17 protein-coding genes are annotated in these 21288 nt (G+C 72.7%); 8 read left to right on the top strand and 9 right to left on the bottom strand.

The genetic code is table 11. The annotated features are described in order from the left end of the window. Positions 1 to 27: 27 nt before the first annotated feature. Genes cutA through ACQP1V_RS12775 form a run of 4 tightly spaced genes read right to left on the bottom strand, consistent with a single transcriptional unit; the run spans position 28 to position 5220 of the window. Positions 28 to 2418, bottom strand: a complete 2391-nt coding sequence (cutA, locus tag ACQP1V_RS12790) for an aerobic carbon-monoxide dehydrogenase large subunit (RefSeq protein ID WP_433422334.1) — start codon at positions 2416 to 2418, stop codon at positions 28 to 30. Further along, positions 2415 to 2936: a (2Fe-2S)-binding protein gene (locus tag ACQP1V_RS12785; RefSeq protein ID WP_433422332.1), complete on the bottom strand. Its 522-nt coding sequence runs from the start codon at positions 2934 to 2936 to the stop codon at positions 2415 to 2417. Before ACQP1V_RS12785 ends, cutA begins: the two co-directional genes overlap by 4 nt. After that, a complete protein-coding gene (locus ACQP1V_RS12780; RefSeq protein WP_433422329.1) occupies positions 2929 to 3810 on the bottom strand; it encodes an FAD binding domain-containing protein in 882 nt (293 codons plus the stop codon). The genes ACQP1V_RS12785 and ACQP1V_RS12780 overlap by 8 nt, the downstream gene beginning before the upstream one ends. Positions 3811 to 3855: 45 nt before the next feature. Next, positions 3856 to 5220: a uracil-xanthine permease family protein gene (locus tag ACQP1V_RS12775; RefSeq protein ID WP_433422327.1), complete on the bottom strand. Its 1365-nt coding sequence runs from the start codon at positions 5218 to 5220 to the stop codon at positions 3856 to 3858. Positions 5221 to 5506: 286 nt separating this feature from the next. Between ACQP1V_RS12775 and ACQP1V_RS12770 the strand changes: the two genes are divergently transcribed. Next, positions 5507 to 6130: a GyrI-like domain-containing protein gene (locus ACQP1V_RS12770; RefSeq protein ID WP_433422324.1), complete on the top strand. Its 624-nt coding sequence runs from the start codon at positions 5507 to 5509 to the stop codon at positions 6128 to 6130. Between the two features lie 15 nt (positions 6131 to 6145). Here the strand turns inward: ACQP1V_RS12770 and ACQP1V_RS12765 are convergent, their stop codons facing one another. Both ACQP1V_RS12765 and ACQP1V_RS12760 read right to left on the bottom strand, forming a co-directional pair. Next, complete coding sequence (locus ACQP1V_RS12765) at positions 6146 to 6367, bottom strand: RNA-binding S4 domain-containing protein (RefSeq protein ID WP_067131403.1); 222 nt, start codon at positions 6365 to 6367, stop codon at positions 6146 to 6148. Positions 6368 to 6617: 250 nt separating this feature from the next. Next, positions 6618 to 8270: a PucR family transcriptional regulator gene (locus ACQP1V_RS12760; protein WP_433422321.1), complete on the bottom strand. Its 1653-nt coding sequence runs from the start codon at positions 8268 to 8270 to the stop codon at positions 6618 to 6620. A gap of 242 nt (positions 8271 to 8512) precedes the next feature. On the opposite strand from ACQP1V_RS12760, the gene ACQP1V_RS12755 reads away from it, so the two are divergent. The 7 genes from ACQP1V_RS12755 to ACQP1V_RS12725 all read left to right on the top strand — a co-directional run bounded on the left by ACQP1V_RS12755 (position 8513) and on the right by ACQP1V_RS12725 (position 17736). Beyond that, a complete protein-coding gene (locus ACQP1V_RS12755) occupies positions 8513 to 9370 on the top strand; it encodes a DUF2877 domain-containing protein (protein WP_433422319.1) in 858 nt (285 codons plus the stop codon). 263 nt (positions 9371 to 9633) lie between these two features. Then, positions 9634 to 11049, top strand: coding sequence for an FdrA family protein (locus ACQP1V_RS12750; protein WP_433422316.1), 1416 nt, complete (start codon positions 9634 to 9636; stop codon positions 11047 to 11049). A gap of 81 nt (positions 11050 to 11130) precedes the next feature. Further along, complete coding sequence (locus ACQP1V_RS12745) at positions 11131 to 12525, top strand: DUF1116 domain-containing protein (protein WP_433422313.1); 1395 nt, start codon at positions 11131 to 11133, stop codon at positions 12523 to 12525. Positions 12526 to 12726: 201 nt separating this feature from the next. After that, positions 12727 to 15084: a protein kinase domain-containing protein gene (locus ACQP1V_RS12740; RefSeq protein WP_433422310.1), complete on the top strand. Its 2358-nt coding sequence runs from the start codon at positions 12727 to 12729 to the stop codon at positions 15082 to 15084. Between the two features lie 37 nt (positions 15085 to 15121). Further along, positions 15122 to 16468 (top strand): MFS transporter, encoded by a 1347-nt coding sequence (locus tag ACQP1V_RS12735; RefSeq protein WP_433422307.1) that lies wholly within the window; start codon positions 15122 to 15124, stop codon positions 16466 to 16468. Positions 16469 to 17082: 614 nt separating this feature from the next. Then, positions 17083 to 17256, top strand: coding sequence for a hypothetical protein (locus ACQP1V_RS12730; RefSeq protein WP_433422304.1), 174 nt, complete (start codon positions 17083 to 17085; stop codon positions 17254 to 17256). A gap of 129 nt (positions 17257 to 17385) precedes the next feature. Then, positions 17386 to 17736 (top strand): DUF3703 domain-containing protein, encoded by a 351-nt coding sequence (locus ACQP1V_RS12725; RefSeq protein ID WP_433422302.1) that lies wholly within the window; start codon positions 17386 to 17388, stop codon positions 17734 to 17736. 36 nt (positions 17737 to 17772) lie between these two features. Here the strand turns inward: ACQP1V_RS12725 and ACQP1V_RS12720 are convergent, their stop codons facing one another. The 3 genes from ACQP1V_RS12720 to ACQP1V_RS12710 all read right to left on the bottom strand — a co-directional run bounded on the left by ACQP1V_RS12720 (position 17773) and on the right by ACQP1V_RS12710 (position 21261). Next, positions 17773 to 17919, bottom strand: coding sequence for a hypothetical protein (locus ACQP1V_RS12720; RefSeq protein ID WP_433422299.1), 147 nt, complete (start codon positions 17917 to 17919; stop codon positions 17773 to 17775). Then, the gene (locus ACQP1V_RS12715; protein WP_433422296.1) at positions 17919 to 19547 is read right to left on the bottom strand and encodes a bifunctional 3'-5' exonuclease/DNA polymerase; all 1629 of its coding nucleotides are present in this window, start codon (positions 19545 to 19547) and stop codon (positions 17919 to 17921) included. Before ACQP1V_RS12715 ends, ACQP1V_RS12720 begins: the two co-directional genes overlap by 1 nt. A gap of 175 nt (positions 19548 to 19722) precedes the next feature. Then, positions 19723 to 21261: a metallophosphoesterase family protein gene (locus ACQP1V_RS12710; RefSeq protein ID WP_433422293.1), complete on the bottom strand. Its 1539-nt coding sequence runs from the start codon at positions 21259 to 21261 to the stop codon at positions 19723 to 19725. Between the last annotated feature and the right edge of the window lie 27 nt (positions 21262 to 21288).

Here is a 21288-nt window from a genome sequence, read left to right as displayed (position 1 = left end):
GTCAGGTGCGGGTCCGGCACCCCTTCTTCACCCCGCGAGCCGTAGGCGCAGGGTGTGCAGGTCGGACGGCGAGATGGGCATCCGATCGATGGGGATGCCCTCGGCGTCCTCGATCGCCGAGGCGATCACGGCGGACACGGGGATCACGCCGGCCTCGCCCGCGCCCTTGATGCCCAGCGGGTTCAGCGGTGAGGGCGTCTCCAGGTGGGCGGTCTCGATCCGCGGCACCTCGGTCGCGTAGGGCATCAGGAAGTCCATGAACGAGGCGTTCAGCAACTGGCCGTGCTCGTCGTAGACCATCTTCTCGTAGAGCGCCCCGCCCACTCCCTGGGCGACGCCGCCGTGGATCTGCCCCTCCACGATCATCGGGTTGATCAGCTTGCCGCAGTCGTGGACGACGGCGTACCGCAAAATCGTGATCTCGGCGGTCTCCGGGTCCGTCTCCACGATCGCGGCGTGCATGCCGGAGGCGAACGTGGACCTGATCGGCGAGTAGTAGTCCCGCCCTTCCAGGCCCGGCTCCTCCCCTTCGTCCACCGGCGGCCGGTCCAGCGCGGACGTCCCGGAGAACTGGGTGGCGCGCTTGGCCTCCTCGTCGAACGCGTACCGGAGCGGGTTGGACAGCACGGCCACGGTGGCGAGGGGGATCGACGCGGACGGTGTCCCGGCGACGTGGACGATCCCGTCGGTGATCTCCAGGTCGCGCGGGTCGGCCTCCAGGGCGTCCGCCGCGATGCGCAGCGCCTTCTCGCGCACCTTCCGGCAGGCGAGCGCGATCGCGTTGCCGCTCATCACCGCGGCGCGGGAGGCGAAGGTCCCGACGGCGTACCCGAAGCGGCGGGTGTCGCCGGTGACGACGGACACCCGCTCGATCGGCACGCCCAGCTCGGTGGCCGCGATCTGCGCGAACACGGTCTCGTGGCCCTGCCCCTGCGAGGTCAGGCCGGTCGAGACGTGGACCCGGCCGTCGGAGGTGACCTGCACGTGGCCGCCCTCGTACGGCCCGACGCCGGTGCCCTCGACGTAGCAGCCGATGCCGATGCCGATGCGGCGGCCCTCGGCGGCGGCGCGCGCCTTCATCTCGGGGAAGGAGTCCCAGCCGACCATCTCCTTGAGCATCCGCAGCGACTCGGGGTAGTTCCCGCTGTCGTAGACGAGCGGCCGCCCGTCCTGAAAGATCAGGCCCTGGTCGTAGGGGAACTCGTCCGGCCCGATGAAGTTGGCCGCCCGGACCTCGGTCCGGTCCTTCCCGAGATACGCGGCGACGCGGTCCAGCGTCCGTTCCATGCAGAAGACGGCCTGCGGGCGGCCCGCGCCCCGGTACGGCGTGACCTGCACGGTGTTGGTGTAGATCGAGGAGAACTCCACCCGGTAGGCCCCGATCTTGTACGGCCCGAGCAGCTGGGTGGAGGTGATGATCGGCACGATGATCCCGTACGGCGTGTACGCACCGTGGTCGTGCAGGATGGTCACGTCCAGGCCGAGGACGCGGCCCTCGTCGTCGAAGCCGACCCTGACGTGCTGCACCTGGGCCCGCTCGTGCGCCGAGGAGACGAAGTGCTCGCGCCGGTCCTCCGTCCACTTGACCTCGCGGCCGAGCGTCCGGGCCGCCCAGGGCACGAGGATCTCCTCCGGCCACGGGTGCACGATCTTCACGCCGAAGCCGCCACCGACGTCGGGGGCGATCACCTCGACCTTGGGCAGCGGCAGCCCGAGCTTGGCGGCGACCGCCATCCGCACGCTGGTGGACGTCTGGGTGGAGGAATAGACCCGCAGCGACCCGTCGCCGGCGTCCCAGCGGGCGTACACGCCGCGGCCTTCGAGGGGCATGCTCGCGCTGCGCTCGATGTCGAGCCGGAACTCCAGCCGGTGCGGTGCGGCGTCGATCGCGTCGGCCGCCGACCGGCCCTCCCGTGACGGCACCTCCTGGACCAGGTGCGCGCCGACGTTGCCGGGCACGTCCTCGTGGACGAGGTGGGCGCCCTGCACCGCCTCCTCCACGCCGACGACCGGCTTGAGGAACTCGTACTCGACCTCGATGAGCGCGCAGGCGTCCTCGGCGAGGTAGCGGTCCTCGGCGACCACCATCACCACGGGCTCGCCGACGTGCCGCACGATGTCCCTGGCCAGCGGGTACGCCGTACGGCCGTGGGTGAGCGCGGGGTGCGGGATCAGCAGCGGCAGCGGCTCGGCCAGCGCGCCGGGCAGGTCCTCCCAGGTGTAGACGGCGACCAGGCCCTCCACGTCGAGCGCGGCCGACACGTCGATGTCCTTGATGCGCGCGTGCGCGTGCGGCGACCGGACGAAGGCGGCCGCCAGTGCGCCCGGCCCGAAATCGTCCAGGTAGTGGCCCTGGCCGGTGACCAGCCGGGCGTCCTCGCGCCGCTGGACCGGCTCGCCGAAGAGCTTCGTGGTCACGCCCTGCCCCCTCGGTCCTCCGGCCGGACCTGGGTCTCCGCCTGGATCTCCGCGGCCCGGTGTACGGCCTTGACGATGTTCTGGTAGCCGGTGCACCGGCACAGGTTGCCGGAGACGGCCTCCAGCGCCTCCTCCTCGGTGGGCGCCGGGTTGTCCCGCAGGAAGGCCGTCACCGCGCAGAGGAAGCCGGGGGTGCAGAAGCCGCACTGCAGGCCGTGGCACTCGGTGAAGGCGCGCTGCACGGGAGAGAGCTCGCCGTCCCCGGCCAGGCCCTCCACGGTGGTGACCTCGTGGCCGTCCACCGTCACCGCGAATGTGAGGCAGGACCGTACCGGCTCGCCGTCAAGCAGGACCGTGCACGCGCCGCAGACGCCGTGCTCGCAGCCCACGTGCGTGCCGGTCAGCCCCAGGTCGTGGCGGAGGAAGTCGGAGAGCAGCCGCCGCGCGGGCACTGCCGCCTCCCTGATCACGCCGTTGACCACGAGGGTGACGAGATACCGGGTGGTTTCCTCACTCATCGACGGCCTCCGTTCCCGCGTTCCGCGCCGCGTCCTTGAGCGCGCGTACGGCCAGCACGCCCGTCAGGTGCCTCCGGTACTCGGCCGTCGCGTGGATGTCCCCGTCGGGGTCGATCCCGTCCCGTACGGCCGCCGCGACGGCGTCCCAGGAGACGGACGCGGCCGGCCGCCGGCCGCACGCGTCGGACAGGTCGATCACGACCGGGGCCGGGCCGACGCTCACGCAGGCGACCCGGGCGGCGGCGATCCGCAGATCCTCGTCGAGCGTGACCAGCGCGGCCATGCCCGCCACCGCGTAATCGCCGTGCCGCCGGGCGACCTCACGGAACGCGGTGCCCGAGCGCGGCGGCGGCACCGGGAAGAACGCCGACACCGCGAGCTCCCCGGGCCCGATCGCCGACTCCATCGGGCCGGTGAAGAAGTCGGCCGCCGCGACCTCCCGCTCGCCGCCGAGCCGCGCGAGCCGTACGGACCCGCCGAGGAGGGCGAGGACGGCGGGCATCTCGGCGGACGGGTCGGCGTGGACGAGGCTGCCGACCACGGTCCCCCGGTTCCTGATCATCGGGTGCGCGACCAGCGCGAGCGCCTGGCGCAGGAGCGGCAGGACCGCCGCCGCGGCGGCCGAGCGCTCGACCGCCGCGTGCCGGGCCAGCGCCCCCACACGTACGCCGCCGGGACGGGCGGCGATCGTGTCCAGTTCGCCGATCCGGTTGATGTCCACGAGGTGGGACGGCGCGGCCAGCCGCATGTTGAGCAGCGGGATGAGGCTCTGACCGCCCGCCAGCACCTTGCCGTGCGGCCCGGTCTCGGCCAGGGCGGCGAGCGCCTCGTCCACCGAGACCGGGGCGTGGTACGCGAACGGAGGCGGCTTCACGAGGCGGTCGCGCTCCCGTACGGCGTGGCCTGAGCGGCCCGCCGGTCAGCTCGCCGCATCCCGCTCGAATCCGATCTCCCCACCGGAGACCTCCTTCCTCGGGCCGTGCGCGAGCGCACGGAGCAGGTGGTAGCCGCCGAGGACCACGATGGTGCCCAGGGCGATGCCGGCCAGCGCGAAGTCGCCGGTGATCAGGTGGGTGACCGGTCCGATGGCGAGGATGATCCCGGCGCCGATCGGCACCATGTTCACCGGGTCGGAGAAGTCCACCCGGTTCTCGATCCAGATCTTCGCGCCCAGCAAGCCGATCATGCCGTACAGGATGACGGTGATGCCGCCGAGCACGCCGCCGGGCGTGGCGGCGACGAGCGCGCCGAACTTCGGGATCAGGCCGAACAGGATCGCGATGACCGCCGCGACGTAGTAGGCGGCGGTCGAGTAGACCCTCGTGGCCGCCATGACGCCGATGTTCTCCGCGTACGTGGTGGTGGGCGAGCCGCCCACGGAGGTCGCGACGACCGTGGCGATGCCGTCGGCCGCGACGGCGCGGCCCATGTAGGGGTCGACGTCCGCGCCGGTCATCTCACCCACGGCCTTGACGTGGCCGACGTTCTCCGCGATGAGCGCGATGACGGCGGGCAGCACGACGATGATCGCCGACACTTTGAAGGTGGGCCCGTGGAACTCCGGGAGCCCGATCCAGGACGCCTTCTCCACGCTGCTGAAATCGACCCGGAAGTGCGACGTGATCTCGCCGCTGCCCGTGGGCGCGGTGATCTTGCCGGCGGTCATGTCCAGTACCCAGGACAGGACGTACCCGAAGACGAGACCGAGCAGGATGCCGATCCGGCCGAGGAACCCCTTGAAGACCACCAGGAACAGCGCGGTCGCGGCCATGGTGATCAGGGCGACCCAGTGGTCCTGCGGCCAGTAGACGTCGGCGACGACATAGGCCAGGCCGAACCCGATCAGCATGACCACCGCGCCGGTCACGACCGGCGGGAAGATCTTGTGAATGATCTGCACGCCCAGGTAGTGGATCACGACGCCCACGACCGCGAGCACCAGACCGGCGACCAGGATCGCGCCGGTGACCGTGGCGCTGTCGCCCTGCGCGGCCCGGATGGCGGCCACGGCTCCGACGAACGACGCCGAGGTGCCGAGATAGCTCGGGATCTTCCCCTGCACCATGAGCAGGAACAGGATCGTGGCGACACCCGACATCATGATGGCGAGGTTCGCGTCCAACCCCATGACCAGGGGGAACACGAAGGTAGCGCCGAACATCGCGATCACGTGCTGGGCGCCGAAGCCGACCATGCGCGGCCAGCTCAGTCTCTCGTTCGGTTTTACGACCTCACCCGGTGGCAGGGTCTTCCCGTCGCCGTGCAATTTCCAGCCGAAAGCCATGCATGCCCCTCTGTTACCTGGGCCGACGTCCGGTGGCCACCCCGTGGGCATCCCAGCGCGGCACTGCTGTTGCGGGCACATTAGGCCCGCGATTGCCATTACACACGGGCATCTTGTGCCAAACCAGAGTCGATCGGCAGCAATCGCATTGCGCGCCCGCGCGGCACCGTGAATATCACATCCTCCGATGTCCTCCCGCTGGACCCTCCCCCCGGGGGAGACATCAGCATGTGCGCCGACGCCCGCGTCCATGAGGGCGCACCGCCCGGAGGAGAGGACGAATCCCATGAGCACGCCGAAGACCGACGTCAAGAAGGAGTATCGCGAGCTGTACACGGCCAAGCCGGAGCCGGGGCTGGTGCTGGCGCCCGAGCTGCCCTATCTCATGATCGACGGCGCCGGGGATCCGTCCTCACCCGGCTACGCCTCCGCCGTCGAGGCGTTGTACGGCGTGGCGTACGCGATCCGTTTCGCCCTGAAGGGCGCCGGTGTCATGGAATATCCGGTGATGCCGTTGCAGGGCCTGTGGTGGACGGAAGAGGATCATCGGTCCGACTTCACCGCGCACCGGGACCTGTGGCAGTGGACGATGATGATCATGCAGCCGCCGCAGGCCGGCGTGGCGATGTTCTTCGACGACGCGGTCGCGACCGCGCGGAAGAAGAAGCCGTCGTCGCCGATCGATCGAGTGCGGCTGGAGACCCTGCGCGAGGGGTGGTGCGGCCAGATCCTGCACGTCGGCCCGTACAGCACCGAGGCCGCCACCCTCGAACGGCTGCACACCTTCCTGGAGGAGGGCGGCCACACGATCAACGGCAACCACCACGAGATCTACCTGTCGGTGCCGGGTCGCACCGCGCCGGAGAAGATGAAGACGATCATCCGGTACCCGGTCACGCCGGCCGGCTGAGCGGTGCGCGCCGGTTCACTCGCCCGGGGCGACGACGCGGATCTCGAAGCCCTCCCCGGTGACGACCTGGCCGGCCCGGATCTTGCATGCCTTGCGCAGCTCGACCGCGCCGTCCACCCGGACGTTCCCCTCGGCGATCAGGTGCTTCGCCGCGCCGCCCGTCTCCGTGACGTAGCAGTACTTCAGCAGGTCGCAGAGCGGGATGTAGTCGCCGCGCAGCTCGAATGTCTCTTTCACGGGCGCAAGCTTAGGAGTGTCTGACAAATGCTGCCCGTAGCGAGCGTGGATCCAGATGGATGCATCGCAAGGCGGAGGAGGAGGCCGTAGCGGAGCCTACGGCCGACGATCCCGGGCCCCGCGGAAAGTCCGAGCCTGCGAGGAATTTTCGTGGGTGGGGCGACAACGCAGCGAGGCGCCGTCTGGGCCGCGCGCAGCAGGGCTTGATTTGTCAGACACGACCCAGGAGCCCCGGGAGGGAGGGGCGCGCTCAGATGCCGCGCATACGCAGGACGTGCAGCGCCAGCGTCAGGTTGAGCCGCAGGTGCGCGTCCTCGGTGAAGTTGCCGAGCATCCGCTCGAGCTTCCCGATCCGATAGCGCAGCGTGTTGTAGTGGAAGTGCAGCCGCCGGGCGGTCTCCGCGACGTTGAGGTTGGTCTCCAGCAGCACCTGAAGGGTCCGGCGCAGGTCCGCGTTCTCCACGTCGCCGTCCCCGGCCAGCGACCCGAGCGTCTCGCGGACGAAGGCGTGCAGCTCCTCGGTGTCGTTCACCAGGGACAGCAGGCGGTACACGCCGAGCTCGTCGAAGTGCGCGACCGCGCCCGCCCCGTGGAGCTGACGGCCCACCCGCGCGGCTTTGAGCGCCTGACCGTACGCGCCGGGGAGCAGGTCCGCGCCCCCGGCGACCCGGCTCAGGCCGGTGGAGAACGTGCAGTCGGAGACGGCGGCGAGCGCGTCCTTGGCCAGGCGGACGGTGTCCACGTCCGCGCCGATGACGGCGACGACCTCGTGGGAGAACCCGGCGACCGCGCCGCGCGGGTCGTACCTGCGCACGGCGGACTGCCAGGCGGCGAGCATGCGGTCCTGGGTGGAGCGTTCCTCCGTGTCCGGGTCGATCTCCGCGACCAGCACGCTGACCCGGCGCTCCAGATCCCAGCCGAACGCGCGGGCGCGCTCGGCGACGCGGGTGCCGCCCCTGCCGATGAGCACGTCCCGCAGGAAGTCGGCGCGGTACTTGCTCTCGACGGCGGTCACCGCCTCCTGCTTGGTCACGACGAGGGCGGCCACGGTCGCGGCGCGCTCCAGGATGCCGACGTCGCTGGGCGTCAGCGTGCCGGAGTCGCTGAACGCCACGATCCTGCCGTGGTGGTGGCCGCCCGCCACGACGGGCACCACGGCGTAGTGGCGCTCCTGCGCCGTGGCCAGGGCGGCGGCGCGCGGCCGCTCCTGGGCCGGCGCGGACACGGTCCCCACGGCCGTCACCGCGCCCTCCGCCGCCTGGCAGGTCGCGCGCAGCGTCGCCACCCGCTCGGCGTCGCCGGCCGTGGCCAGGACGCGGCCCCCGGCGTCCAGCGCCGCGACGGCCACGTCGAGGAGCCCCGCCACCTCGGCCGCGACCTCGCGCATCCCGCCTCCGGCGAGCACGATCTGCACCAGCGCCCGGTGCGCCTCCTCGGCCCTGGCGAGCAGGCCCGCCTGCCGGTTCAGGATGTCGGTGAGCACCTGGTTGAGGATGTCGTCGAACCCCACGTCGTTGGGGAGCAGGATCAGCGGGAAGCCCAGCCGGTCGGCCTGCTCGACCATCTCCTCCGGCAGCTCGTCGAGGTACCGGCCCAGCTTGATCGCCAGCGCGGCGAGCCCGCGTTCGTCGAGATCGGCCACCAGCCGGTCCAGCGACTGCGGGGTGTTGCGCAGCGGGTAGCCCGTGGTGAGCAGCAGCTCGTGCGGCTTCACCCAGGCCAGGATGTCAGGCACCTCCATGACGTTGAGGCGCTGCACGATGCGGTCGAGGCCGGATCTTCCGGCGATGAGGCGCGCGTCCGCGAGGGTCGACACGCCGAGTACCTCCCCTACGGAGACACCGTGGAGGATGGTTCCTGTGCTGGCCAGTCTCATCGCCGGCGCGGCGGGATCGCTCGTCATCGTGCGCTCCGAGGTAGAGCTTCCGGGGGGGGTATCGGGAGATCTGTGCGGCTGACGCCGATTGTGCCGAACAATCCGACTGTCAGGAAGAGCCAAGCATTTGGCCCACTGTTGGCAGCTTTCTCCGTACGGAGCCCGAGGGCGGCGTTCTAGCGTCGGCTCAGGCGCGCTATCGGGGAGGTTCGTTGACCGTCGACACACGTCCGAGAGCACGACGTTCCTCACCCCGCCCCTCGACAGGCGTGGGAGGACGCACCCAGATCGGCGGAGCCGCCAGCATCGCGCTCCGCCCGGCGCTCGAATCGCCCCGCCGTCCGGCCCGTGTGCTGGCGGCGTTCCCGCTCGCCGTCTACCTGGAGGTCAGGAGCGAGTACGAGCCGCACGTCATCGCCCTCGTCAGCGGGGAGGCCGCGCGCCTGCCGAACGCGGTGGTGGTCGCGGCGCCGCTCGCCCGGCTTCCGCTGGGCGACGAGTGCTGGGTCGGCGAGGGCTCCATAGGCCTGGGCGGCGTCGGCATCCGGGTGCGCCGCTGGTGGGACCCCGCGCCGCCGCTCGGGAGCGCGGAGCCGTCCCGGCTGACCCGCGCGCTGGCGCACCTCGACGACATCTGCGACCACTCCCAGCGCCGGCCCGGCCTGGATGTCGCCGGCGCGCCCGGCCTGCTGGCCTCCGGCTGCCTGGCGGGCTCCCTGGTGGACGGCATCGTCGCGGCGGAGCGGCTGCTGGGACTCGGGCCGGGGCTGACGCCGAGCGGCGACGACATGCTGTGCGGGCTGCTGGTCGCGCTGCGCCACCTCGGCCTCGCCGCGGGCGCGCCGCGCGCGATCTGGCTGGCCGACTGGCTGGCCGCCGCCGTGACGTACGACGCCCGTACCCGGACGACGCCCATATCGGCCACGCTGCTGCACTGCGCGGCGCGCGGCCAGGCCGGGTCGGAGGTGCTCGGCGTGCTGCGCGCGATCGCCGGGCACCAGCCGCTCGACCCCGCGGTGCACCGCCTGCTGAGCCTCGGCCACACCTCGGGCGCCGACCTCGCCTGGGGCATACGGGCCGGGCTGGCCGCGGTCCTCGCGTTGCGCTCGTGGCCCGCAAACCGATGACCCGACGGGAGCGCCATCGATCGTCACGGCGTCGAACCATCACGCTCGGGGCGCGGCGGTGTCTGGACTGAGGAACGAGCGGCTCCGAACCCGCCGAACGATGTCTGAGGTACGAGTGGGAAGCGAGGGGCGCGGCGGTGTCTGGACTGAGGAGCGAGCGGGGAGCGAGGGACGAGCGACCCCGAGCGACGAGGGAAGACATCGACTCAAGGCGCCCCGAGCCCGCCGAGCGAAGCGAGGCAAAGAAGCAGGAGGAAGCGTCCGTGAACGATCTGGTCGAAGTGCGCGCGGGGGTCTACCGCGACTCCGTGAGCCTGATGCGGGTCAGCCAGGCGCTCGCCGCGCTGCCCGGGGTGAGCGTCGCGATCGTCGCGATGGCCACCGAACTCAACGTCGGCTTGGCCCGGGACGCCGGATTCGCGGTGCCCGCGGCCACGCCGGGCGACCTGCTCGTCGCGATCAGGGCCTCGACGGACGACGCCGTACAGGAGGCCGCGGCTGAGCTGGAGCGGCGGCTCGCGGCCCGCGAGGCGGCCGGTGCGGCGCGACACGAGGACCGGCCGCCGCGCACCGTCCGGTCGGCGGCGCGCGCGGCGGCCCGGGACGCGGCGGGGTCCGGCGGGGCGACAGTCGCCCTGGTCAGTGTCCCCGGGGAGTACGCCTTCCTGGAGGCGCTGGACGCCGTCGAGGCCGGGCTCTCCGTCATGATCTTCAGCGACAACGTGCCCGTCGAGCAGGAGATCCTGCTCAAGGACCGCGCCCGGGAGCAGGGCGTGCTGGTGATGGGGCCCGACTGCGGCACCGCCGTGATCGGCGGCGCGGGGCTCGGCTTCGCCAACGTGCTCGGCCCCGGCCCGGTCGGCGTCGTGGCCGCCAGCGGCACGGGGGCACAGCAGGTGACGAGCCTGCTCGACCTGGCCGGCGTCGGTGTCAGCCACCTGCTCGGTGTGGGCGGGCGCGACCTGTCGGCTGAGGTGGGCGGGCGCTCGGCGATCCAGGCGTTGCGGGCGCTCGACGCCGATCCGGCGACCGAGCTGATCCTCCTCGTCTCCAAACCGCCCGCCCCCGAGGCGGCCGGCGCCGTACGGGATCTGGGGCTCGGCACGAAGCTGGTCACCGCGCTGCTCGGGCCGGGGCAGGACGACCTCACGACCGCTGTGGAGAAGGTCCTCGGCGCGCTCGGCCGCGAGGTGCCGGCCTGGCCCTGCTGGCCCGCGCCGCCCGGCGCCCCGGGCACGCCGGGCTCGGAGTGCCGCGGCCCGCTGCGCGGGCTCTACTCGGGCGGCACGCTGTGTGCGGAGGCCGCCGTCATCGCGGGGAACGGCGAGTTCACCGACTTCGGCGACGACGCGTACACGCGCGGGCGGGCCCACCCGATGATCGACCCGACGCTCCGCCTGGAGGCGCTGGACGCCGTCGAGTCCGGCGTGGTCCTCCTCGACGTGGTGCTGGGCCACGGGGCCGACCCCGACCCGTCCGCGCGGCTGGCGCCGGCGGTGGCGCGGGCGTGCGGACGCGGCGTCGCCGTGGTCGTCGCGCTCATCGGCACGGACGGCGACCCGCAGGGGCTGCGCGCGCAGGCGGCCCGGCTGAACGAGGCGGGCGCCGCGGTGTTCACGTCCAACGCGGCGGCGGCGCGGCACGCCCGCGACCTGGCCGCGGCGCGTGTCCATTCCTGACGCTCCAGGCGTCCCAGAACGATCCGCGACAGAGCGGCCCGGCCGGTGTCCGCGGTCCGGACCGACCCCGATAGGAGGGCGATGAACCCGACGACGCTGTCCATGCTGAGTCGCGAACCTCATGTGATCACGGCCGGGACCGCGCTGCTCGGCGAGGCGCTGGACCAGCAGGCCGTGGCCAGGACCGACGTGGACTGGCGGCCGCCCGTCCCCGGCACCGCCGCCGCGCTGGCCGCGGCGCTCGCCGACCCGCGCAGGGAGCGGGCCAACGCGCTCGCCGTCGGCCGGATGGTGTCCGCCCGGCCCCGGCTCGCCGGCGTACGGCGGGCCCGGGAGGCGCTGGGTCTGGAGCCCGGCACGTTCCTGCACGCGGGGCCGCCGATCTCGTGGGAACGCGCCTCGGGGCCGATGCGGGGGGCGCTGATCGGCGCGATGCTCTTCGAGGGGCTCGCCACCTCACCCGAGGACGCCGAGGAGCGGCTCGCGGCCGGGTCCGGCATCACGCTGGACTCCTGTCACCACCATCGGACGGTCGGCCCGATGGCCGGCGTGGTGAGCCCGTCGATGTGGATGCTGGAGGTCGCGGACGCCGAGCACGGCGGCACCGCGTACTGCTCGCTCAACGAGGGGCTGGGCAAGGTGCTGCGCTACGGCGCGTACGGACCGGAGGTCGTCGAGCGGCTGCGCTGGATGGGCGACGTGCTCGGACCCGCGCTCCAGGCGGCGCTCGCGCTGAACGGGCCGCTCGACCTGCGCGGACTGATCGCGCAGGCCCTGCAGATGGGCGACGAGCTCCACAACCGCAACCGCGCGGCCACGTCGCTGATGGTGCGGGAGCTCGCGCCCGCCGTCGTGGAGGCCGCTCCCGGGCACGCCGCCGAGGTGTTGCGATTTATCAATGGGAACGATCATTTCTTCCTGAACGCGGGAATGGCGGCGGCGAAAGTGAGCGCGGACGCCGCCAGAGATGTGCCCGGCTCCAGCCTCGTGGTGGCGATGGCCCGCAATGGAACCGATTTCGGAATCCAGGTTTCCGGGCTCGGGGATCGCTGGTTCACCGGCCCCGCCGGGGTTCCCGACGGCCTCTACCTCGGCGCGTACGGCCCCGGCGACGCCAATCCGGACATCGGGGACTCGACGATCACGGAGACGACGGGGCTCGGCGGCTTCGCCATGGCCGCCGCTCCGGCGATCGTGCGCTTCGTCGGCGGGGACGTGGCGGACGCCGTCGCGGCGACGACCTCGATGTACGAGATCACGTTGGCGGAGCATCCGGCGTACCAGATCCCGGGGCTCGGATTCCGCGGCACGCCGGTGGGCGTCGACGTCACCCTCGTCGCCCGCACCGGCACGCTGCCGGTCGTCAACACGGGGATCGCGGGCCGGGTGGCGGGAACGGGCCAGGTCGGAGCGGGGCTGGTCAGTCCTCCGATGGAGGCGTTCACGGCGGCGCTGGCGGCCCTGACCGACGTATGAATTCCCTTTGACCCAACTTTGACCCTAATATCGGTTGCCTACCTCACATATCTTGTGAATTCGCGCGGATCGGGTCTTGGGGGGATTTGTGCGGACTGAGCCAGAATTGGGGGCCAGGGCATGACAACTGATCATCTGCTCGGTATGGTCCCCTCCATGCCGGAGGGTCAAGGTCCCATCGGAGGAAGTACGGCCGGACCGGTGCCCGAAGGGCAGGGACGGCTCGTCGGCAGGCGCTACCGCCTCCTCTCACCGGTCGGCCGCGGCGGCATGGGCATGGTCTGGCATGCCCATGACGTGCTGCTCGACCGCGACGTCGCGGTCAAGGAGCTCCTCCTGCCGTTCGGCCTCGACCAGGCGGGCCTGCAGGGCGCCCACCAGCGCATGCTGCGCGAGGCGCGCTCCGCGGCCAGGCTCAGCCATCCCGGCATCGTCACCGTCCACGACGTGGTCGAGGAGGACGGGCGGCCCTGGATCGTCATGGAGCTGGTCCGCGCCTGGTCCCTGGAGCAGGCCGTACGGCAGAGCGGGCCGCTGCCCGTCGTGCAGGCCGCCGAGATCGGCGTGCGCGTGCTGGACGCGCTGCGACACGCGCACGGGGCCGGGATCCTGCACCGCGACGTCAAGCCGGGGAACGTGCTGCTCACCGCCGACCGGGTCGTACTGACCGACTTCGGCATCGCCGCCATCGAGGGCGACGTCTCGATCACCCAGACCGGGCTGCTGATGGGGTCGCCCGCGTACATCCCGCCGGAGCGGCTCCAGGGCCGCCCGATCACGCACGCCGCCGACCTGTGGTCGTTCGGCGCGACGCTCTACGCCGCCGTCGAGGGCCGCCCGCCGTACGAGGGGGCGGACGCGGTCGCCGTGCTCGGCTCGGTGCTCACGCGGGAACCGGCCCGGCCGCGGCGGGCCGGCGCGCTGCTGCCCGTCATTCAGGGCCTGCTCCGCAAGAACCCCGCCGACCGCATCGGGGCCGCGCAGGTCGCCGACATGCTGGAGCGGGTCCTGCGGACCCACGGAGCGGGCGGGTCCGCGCCGGGGCACCGGAACGCGATGCCGACCCCGCAGGACTCCACCCCGGCGCAACTGCTGCCGCCGCTCGACGCGCCCTCGGGGCCGCTGCCGTCGCGCATCATCGAGACCCCGTCCGGCCCGATCCGGGTGCCCGCCGACCCGCTGGTGAGCCCGTCGGGCCCCTATTCCGCCGGGCTCACCAGCGGGTCGCACCCGTGGGACGGCGCCGCGCCCGCTCCGGGAGGAGCGGCGGGACCGGCGAGCGCCACGGGCGGCCCCGCCGCGCCGCCTGGCGACCCTCTCGCCGCCCCCCTTCCCGTACGGCACGGCCGGGACGGCGCCTCCGTCCCGTTCGGCTCCGCGCCACCCGTGGCGTCCGCGCCGTTCGACGCGTTCGCCATGCCCTCCGGATCGATGCACGCGCCGGAGCGCCGGGCCGAGGCGTGGCCGGCGCCCGGGCCCTCCGACCTGCCGGGGCCGTTGGGCCTCGACCCGGACGACCCGTCCGCGACCGGTCCCGGACGGGTCAGGAAGCACACCGAGGGGGCGCACAGCAGGCCCGAGCCGGATCCCGGCGCGGACTCGAAGGGCTCGCGGCTGTCCCGGATGGCCAGGAGGTCGCGCGGGTCCAGGAGCGCGGACGGTTCCGCGCCGACCGAGAAGACGGCGAGCGAGAAGGCACCGGCCGAGAAGACGCCGACCTGGGCACACACAGGCCCGGATGCGGCCGGGGCGCACGCGGGCCCGGAGACGGCCGAGGCGGTTTCCACCCCCGCCCGCACCGCCGGAGACCCGACCGCCGCGACCGCTGGGACCGCCGGACGGGCCAGGAACGGCGGCCGGCCGGGCGGACGCCGCCGCGCCGGGAGCCGGCGGCAGTCCGGCGAGCGGACGGGCAGGTCCACGATCCTGATCGCCGTGGCGGCGCTCGCGATCGTCGCCGTGATCGTCACAGTGGTCCTGCTGATCCTCCCCGGAGGGTCGGCCGACAAGGGCGTCCGCTCCGCCGGGCAACCGACCGCCGCTCCCCTGAAGGCGGACAGCGCGGACAGCACGGACAGCGCCGACGGCGGCACGACGAGCGGCGGAGGCGGGGACGTGGGCACGGCGGCCGGCTTCGAGACCCCGAAGGGCTACACCGTCCTGACCGGCGGCGGTGTGTCCGTCGCCGTACCCAAGGGCTGGACGGTGTCGACGGAGTCCGGCGCGACCACCTTCTCCGGTCCCAAGGACAGCGCGCAGAGCGTCGTCGTCCGCAAGATCGCCGACGGCGGCCTCAGCGCGCTCAAGGCCGCCGAGCAGCGCGCGAAGTACGACGACTACACGCAGGTGCGCCTGGGCGAGACCGAGTACCGGTGGCCGGCCGCCGAGTGGGAGTACACCTACACCGCCTCCGGCCGGGTCACGATGCACCGGCTCATCCGGTACATCGAGGTGGAAGGCCAGGCGTACTCGGTCGCCGTCACGTCCCCCGACTACGACTGGAGCGATTCCGCCGCCGGTGTACGGAAGGCGGTTTGGGGCAGTTTCGCGCCAGCGTGATGGGATTGCCGGTAATGAACCATGGCAAACTTCACGCATGACGACGACCCCCACCAAAATCCCCATAGATGTGTCCCGCGTGCAGCGGCGCGTGCTCGGCGTGCTGTCCGCGGCGCAGATCGTCAGCGGGGCGGGCGTCGCCGTCGGGCTGGCCCTCAGCTCCCTGGTCGTGAGCCGGCTGTCCGGCTCCACGGTGATCGCCGGATTCGCCGGGACCGCCACCGTGCTCGGCGCGGCGCTGCTCGCGTTGCCCACCGCCCGGGCCGCCGGGCGGGGCGGACGGCGGGCCGGGCTGACCCTCGCCTACGTCTGCGCCCTGCTGGGCTCGGTCGTCGCGGTCGTGGCGATCGGGCTGGAGTCGTGGCAGCTCCTGCTCGCCGGTCTCGTCCTGGTCGGCGGCGGCAGCGCGGGCAACCTGGCCGCCCGCTACTCCGCGACCGACCTGGCCCCGCCCGGGCACGCCGCCCGCCACCTCTCCCTGGTGGTCTGGGCCTCCACCATCGGCACCGTGGCCGGGCCCAACCTGGTCAAGCCCGCGCAGGCGGTGGCCGAGCCTCTGGGACTGACCGGGGCCGCCGGGCCGTTCGCCCTCTCCGCGCTCACCTTCGCGGTGACCGCGCTGATCGTCGCCATCGGGCTGCGGCCCGACCCGTTCATCCTCGCCCGGCGGATCGCCGCGCCGCCCGCCGAGCCCACCGACCTCGCCGAGTCCACCGAATCTGCGAAGCCCGCTGAATCCGCGAGGCCCGCCGCCGCGCGGGACGCGGGTGGCCGGACGCTCCGCACCGCCTGGGAGGTGCTCCGCCGCTCGCCGCAGGCCCGCCGCGCGCTCGCCGGCATCGCGGTCAGCCACACCGCCATGGTGTCGGTCATGTCCATGACGCCGGTCCACCTCGACCACGAGGGCGCCTCCATCTCGGTCATCGGCATCGTGATCAGCGTCCACATCGCCGGCATGTACGTGCTGTCCCCGCTCGTCGGCTGGCTCGCGGACCGGATCGGCAGGCGGAACGTCATGCTCATCGGCATGGGCGTCCTGATCTGCGCCGCCGTCCTCGCCGGATCGGGGGGCCACCGCGTGACCCAGGTCGGCGCGGGGCTCCTCCTGCTCGGCATCGGCTGGTCGTGCGGGCTCGTCTCCGGCTCGGCGATGCTGACCGACGCGGTGGAGATCGCGCACCGCCCGGCCGTCCAGGGCATGTCCGACCTCCTGATGAACGTCTGCGGCGCCACCGGGACGATCCTGGCCGGAGCGGTCGTCGGCTTCGCCGGCTACGGCGTCCTGGGAGCCGCCGTAGCCGTGCTCATCGGCCTGTTCGCCGTCTGGCTCGTCGTCGCCGCCCGCCGCCTCACTCCGGCCGCCGAGCGCCCGGCCGCCACCTGAGCCACCACCCGGAGCCGGAGGGCATCCCCGCGGTCACCGACCAGCGTTCCTGAACGTGAAAAGTGCCTTTGACGGGACGCTGAAAGGACCTTCGGCGAGCCCTGCGCTTCCCGTTCAAAGGCACTTCTCCGCACGGTGTGTTCATCAACAGCAGTGGACCATATCGGCTGACGCGGACGACGCGACGACCACCCCACCGGCCGTTGCGGACACGGCGAACAGCAAGGCAGCCGTCAGGCGTAGCAACGTGCTCTTCATGGGATCTCCTTCGTTGGCAACGGTGGCCGCCCCGGTCCGGGAAGGTGGATCCGGCGACGACCGCATCCCGGTTCTGTGACGACGATGCGCGGCCGGCCCTGGGGAATCCTTGCGAACAACCTTGAATTCCACCGTGACCTGCGGCGACGGGGTGGTGTGCGTACCTCGGCCGCAGCCGCGACCGGTCCCAGTCCTTCCTCTTGGCGTTCGGCGCCAGGAACAGTAGCCCGCGCTGCCGCTCGCCAGGCCCATGGCGACGATCCCCCGATTTCGGCACCGCCGGGATCTTGACAGCATGCGAGCCGGCTTCGCTATCTTCCACATATGAAGGTCTATTCACATGAACTGGTGGACAAGTGATCGTGATGTCCGCTGCCGCCTCTGTCCGTCCCGCCCGCCTGCTGGACGCCCCCGCCGCGCACGCCGCCTGGCCGCTGCTGCTGCCGTTCGGCGTGTACGTGCTGCACACCCTGGAGGAACTGCCCGGCTTCGCCGCCTGGGCCAGCCGGCCATCGCGCTGGGCACGCTGATCGCCGCCGGCGCGATCGGCTTCTTGTTCCTTTAGCGGCCCGGCCGTGGGGCCGGCACCACTGAGACCCACAGCCGGTGTCGTCTCTCGCTCGCACGACCACCCGCTTCACTCACAAGGAGGATCTCCGTTGATCGGCCGTCCGATGCCCGCCCGCGTGCGGGCCGCCTACCGCGCCGAGATGCGCGCCGCCCGCACCGCCGGCGACGACGTGGCTCGGTGGCGGCACCTGGAACGGGCACACATCCTTTCCCAGCCCTGGCCTTGGCCGCACACGGCCAACCACCTGGCCATGTTCGCCCTGGCCGTACGCCGGCGGGACCGGCGCGAAGCTCTGGGCCAGGTCATCCGCATCATCGTGGCCGCGCCCGGTTCCGCCCTGGGCCGCTACCCCGAGGGCAACACCGGTCGAGCCGGCGTCGGGCTCACCCAGCCCATGTCCATGCCTGTCGACCTGGCCGCCCTCCTGCGCGCCGCCTGACACGCAATAATCTGCGACCGCCCGGCCGGCCCCCACTCACTGACGCCAAGGGTCGGCAGCGATCAGCCCACCGTCTCCGGCGCTGACCGCCGAGGGATGCTTGCCCTTGTTCTTGCCGGTGAGGACGACGAGCTTCCGCGTGATGCCGGAGACGGCCAGGCCGGGGAATGGCGGGGGCGGCACTACTTGGCGTCGGCGTAGCGGGCGACCGCGACCGCCTCCATCGGGAAGCGGACCGGCGTCGCGCCGAACAGCAGCCGGGTCGCCTCCTCGGCCGCCGCCGCCACCGCCGCCCGGACCTCGTCGGCCAGGTTGAGCGGGCAGTGCACCATGACCTCGTCGTGCTGGAAGAACACCAGCCGGGCCGGCTCCGGCAGCCGCCCGCGCAGCACCGCCATGAGCGTCGCCGCCCACTCGGCGGCGGTGGCCTGGACGACGAAGTTGCGGGTGAACCGGCCGCGGTCGCGGGCGGCCCGCGTGCCGTCCGGCCCGGAGACCAGCTCCCGCCACCGGGCGGACGGCTGCGGGCAGGTACGGCCGAGCCACGACCTGACCAGCCGCCCCTCCTCGCCCGCACGCGCCGCGTCCTCCACGAACGCGTACGCCTTCGGGAAGCGCTGCCGCATCACGGCGAGCAGCTTGGGCGCGTCACCGCTGGTGCCGCCGTACATCGCGGACAGCATGGCGATCTTGGCGGAGTCGCGCTCGCCGCCGAACGCCTGGGCCAGCGCGGCGTACAGGTCGATCTCGCCCGCCGCCATGGCCAGCCCCCGGTCGCCGGCCATCGCGGCGAGCACCCGGGGTTCGAGCTGGGCGGCGTCGGCGACCACCAGCGACCACCCGGGGTCGGCCGTCACGACCCGGCGCATGACCTTGGGGATCTGCAGCGCGCCGCCGCCGCTCGTCGCCCACCGCCCGGACACGACGCCGGCCACCACGTACTCGCCGCGGAAGCGGTTGCCGCGCACCCACTGGTCGGCCCAGACCCAGCCGTGGAAGCTGTACAGCCGGGCCAGCTCCTTGTACGCGAGCAGCGGGGCCACGCCCGGATGGTCGACGCCCGCGAGGACGCGCGACCTGGTCGACGGGATCTGGATGCCCGCACCCTTGAACGCCTTGACGATCTGCTGCGGAGAGTCGGGGTTGACGGGATGGCCGAAGGCGGCGGAGATCTCGTCCGCGAGCGCCTGAAGCCGGGACGGGCGCATCCCGTGGACCGGACGCGGGCCGAGCAGCTCGGTCAGCAGCGCGTCGTGCACGTCCTCACGCCACGGCATGCCGTCGTGGCCCATCTCGGCCGCGATCAGCGCGCCCGCCGACTCCGCCGCCACCAGCAGCCGGAACCGCCCCGGGTGGCCGGTGCGCGCGATCCGGGCGAGCTGGTCCTCGTACACCTCGCCGACGAGGTCGATCTCCGCGACCTCCGGGGCCTCCCGCCCGGGCACCTCGGGCTCGAACAGACTTCCCTGTGTCGCCTGGCCCGGCTCCGCCGTCTCGTCCCGGTCCGGCGGCACCGGGAGCCCGCGCAGCCGCGCGTACGCCGCCTCGGCCGACCGGGGCTCGCCGTACCGGCCGTCGGCGCCGAGCAGCAGCGCCTCAGTGAGCGCGATGTCGTGGCACCGCGACAGCCGTACGCCCCGGGCGAGCAGGCCGGGGTAGATCCGCCGCGCGTCCGCCCAGACCCATCGGGGGCGGACGGCCGCCTCCAGCTCGCGCACCGCCTCCGCCAGGTCGCCGACCCGTTCCGCCGGACCGCCGAGGGGACGGATCGTCCCCCCGCCCTCCGGATCCACCGCGACCAGCACCTGCACCCGCCCAGCCTGCCAGGCGCCACCGACATTCCGCCGCGCCGCCCTGCCCAGCTGGTGGGATGTCCACGAACCTGGCCGGGCCGGTCACTTCGCCCGAAGGAACCCGCGCTCCTCGCGAAGCCCGCCGCGCTCCCTCGATCCCGATGAACGTGTGCGAACAGCGCGCCACGCGGGCTCAGGACGGGGTGGCGGCCAGGCCGATCTCGATCTCGTCCTCCAGCGGAGGGTCGATCTCCTGGGCGAGGCATCCGGTGGCGGCCAGGCAGCGGATCCGCAGCACGTCCCCGCTGACCGACAAGTGCAGGAAGTTCTTGAAGAACGGGGGCGTGTCCCAGTCGGAGAGCTCGGAGATCCATCGGTGGAAGACCCGGCCCACGGGCAGATGGAACGGCATCGGCCAGCCGCCGAGGATCCGGGCCGCCCACCGCATCCGCGCCGTGATCCGCACCGGCGACGTGCCGTCCGAGGCGGCGGCGATCGTGCGCGGCGGGACGTTGCCGACCTGCCGCGACATCAGGGCGAGCCCCTCGTCCGGGGTGAGGTACAGCCAGCGCATGCGCAGCCGCCTGCTGTACAGCAGGCTGTAGAACGACAGCGAGTCGCCGCGCAGCGGGTAGCACTTGAAGTCGTCCTCGTGGACGCCGCCGACGTCGACGCGCGGGATGGTGTGGGTGGCGTGCATGAACGCGCCGCCGCCGCCCGAGACGACGTACTGGATGACGCGGTCGCCGACCCGCACCGGGAAGCGCTGGTAGTTGTGGACGTCGCCGCCGATCGCCGCCACGTAGTTGTGCGCCGGGTCGCGGACGATCTCGTCCACGGTCCCCCCGCCCTGGATCTCGCAGGGGTGGTACTCGTTGCGCACGTAGATGGGCTTGCCGGTGATCAGGATCTTCGGCCGCGGGTCGGCGGAGACCCGGCGCAGCCACTCCCCCTGCTCGCGGTCGATGTCGCCGCGGATGCCGGTGTCGATCCCCACGAGGAGGAGCCGCCCGAGGTCCAGCACCCAGTACGGCGCGGGCACGGCCGCCCGCTGCTCCGGCGCCGAGCGCATCTCGCGGGCCTCGGCCAGCGCCGCCTCGTCGATCTTCTCGGGCCTCTTCCACAGCAGCCCCCGCAGCCCGGAACTCTGCCGCGGCTCGGGCAGCGGCGGGGCGTCGCAGAAGACCCGCATGAAGCCGCCCAGCCCGTCGTACCAGTCGTGGTTCCCCGGCACGGCGTAGATCGGCGCCCGATAGTTCTTGTACGGCCGGAAGAACTTGTCGCGGTACTCGTTGCCGGAGCCGGTCGGGTAGATCACGTCGCTGGCGATGACCGCGAACGCGGTGCCGGCGCCCGCCTTGAGCAGGCCGGGAACGACGGCGTATTGGGAGGCGTCGCCCTCTCCGGTGTCGCCGAGCACCAGGAACGAGAAGTCCTCCCCCACGTCCTGAACTATCCGGAAATCGGGGTCCACGCCGCGCTCGCGCTGCGCCTCGACCCAGCGGTGGCGCACCTCGCCCGAGGGGTCGCCGAACAGCTGGGCGAGGATCTCGTTACGCGACCTCCAGAGCGTGCGCGGCCGCAGCCAGGTGAAGGTCGTCTCGTTCGGCCGCAGGCTCTGGAACGCGCCGATCTGCTGGCAGTTCCAGCCCGCCCCCGCCTCCGAGACGCGCGAGGACTGCCGCGCGCTCCGGGACGTGCGCGAACCGGCGTCGACATCCACATCGGCCATGACCCAATCTTTGCCTGATCATGACCG

It is taken from the genome of Microtetraspora malaysiensis, assembly GCF_050947145.1.
Lineage (GTDB): Bacteria > Actinomycetota > Actinomycetes > Streptosporangiales > Streptosporangiaceae > Microtetraspora_A > Microtetraspora_A malaysiensis.
The sequence above is the reverse complement of the archived record's forward strand: the minus strand, read 5'-3'. Positions and strand labels throughout refer to the sequence as shown.

Bases quoted from the DNA above. Each gene is read 5' to 3' on its own strand.
- ACQP1V_RS12785 (WP_433422332.1), bottom strand. From the start codon at position 2,936: ATGAGTGAGGAAACCACCCGGTATCTCGTCACCCTCGTGGTCAACGGC.
- ACQP1V_RS12775 (WP_433422327.1), bottom strand. From the start codon at position 5,220: ATGGCTTTCGGCTGGAAATTGCACGGCGACGGGAAGACCCTGCCACCG.
- ACQP1V_RS12770 (WP_433422324.1), top strand. From the start codon at position 5,507: ATGAGCACGCCGAAGACCGACGTCAAGAAGGAGTATCGCGAGCTGTAC.
- ACQP1V_RS12760 (WP_433422321.1), bottom strand. From the start codon at position 8,270: ATGACGAGCGATCCCGCCGCGCCGGCGATGAGACTGGCCAGCACAGGA.
- ACQP1V_RS12745 (WP_433422313.1), top strand. From the start codon at position 11,131: ATGAACCCGACGACGCTGTCCATGCTGAGTCGCGAACCTCATGTGATC.
- ACQP1V_RS12735 (WP_433422307.1), top strand. From the start codon at position 15,122: ATGACGACGACCCCCACCAAAATCCCCATAGATGTGTCCCGCGTGCAG.
- ACQP1V_RS12710 (WP_433422293.1), bottom strand. From the start codon at position 21,261: ATGGCCGATGTGGATGTCGACGCCGGTTCGCGCACGTCCCGGAGCGCG.